Origin of the sequence: Pseudomonas cerasi (assembly GCF_027983475.1) — a bacterium.
In the GTDB taxonomy this organism is placed as follows: domain Bacteria; phylum Pseudomonadota; class Gammaproteobacteria; order Pseudomonadales; family Pseudomonadaceae; genus Aquipseudomonas; species Aquipseudomonas cerasi.
The window spans coordinates 797,253-797,656 of the sequence record NZ_JAQJVM010000003.1 but is presented as its reverse complement, the minus strand read 5'-3'; positions in this window follow the sequence as shown (position 1 = coordinate 797,656).

Sequence of the window (404 nt, the reverse complement as noted above, 5' to 3'; positions counted from 1 at the left end):
CGAATAACCTGCTGTTTTTCATTTCGGAGAGGGTTGACGACTCCGGGGCACGGTGTCGCAAACAGTGTTTCGCACGATAAATACGGAGGGGCTTCGAAACTCGAAGACAGAACGGGATCCGGGCGCAGGTATGATTGGAGCCGCAGCAATAAAGGGCTGCGATCCTATGACACACACGAAACTTCCCATTCGCCGTGCTTCCCACACGCCGCAAAAATTAGAGCATCCACAGGCGACTGTCTGTCGTGGGAAGCTGGGACAAGACTTGAGGGTGACGTCAACGCAGCGATGTGCGAGCGCTTGGCTGAACAAGCAGGGGGGATGTTGGGAAAACGTTGGGAAAGCGTTGCGAAGGGCTTCAGGGTGGAAGGCAACCACTCGACCGTTTGCAAACCGGTCGGGTG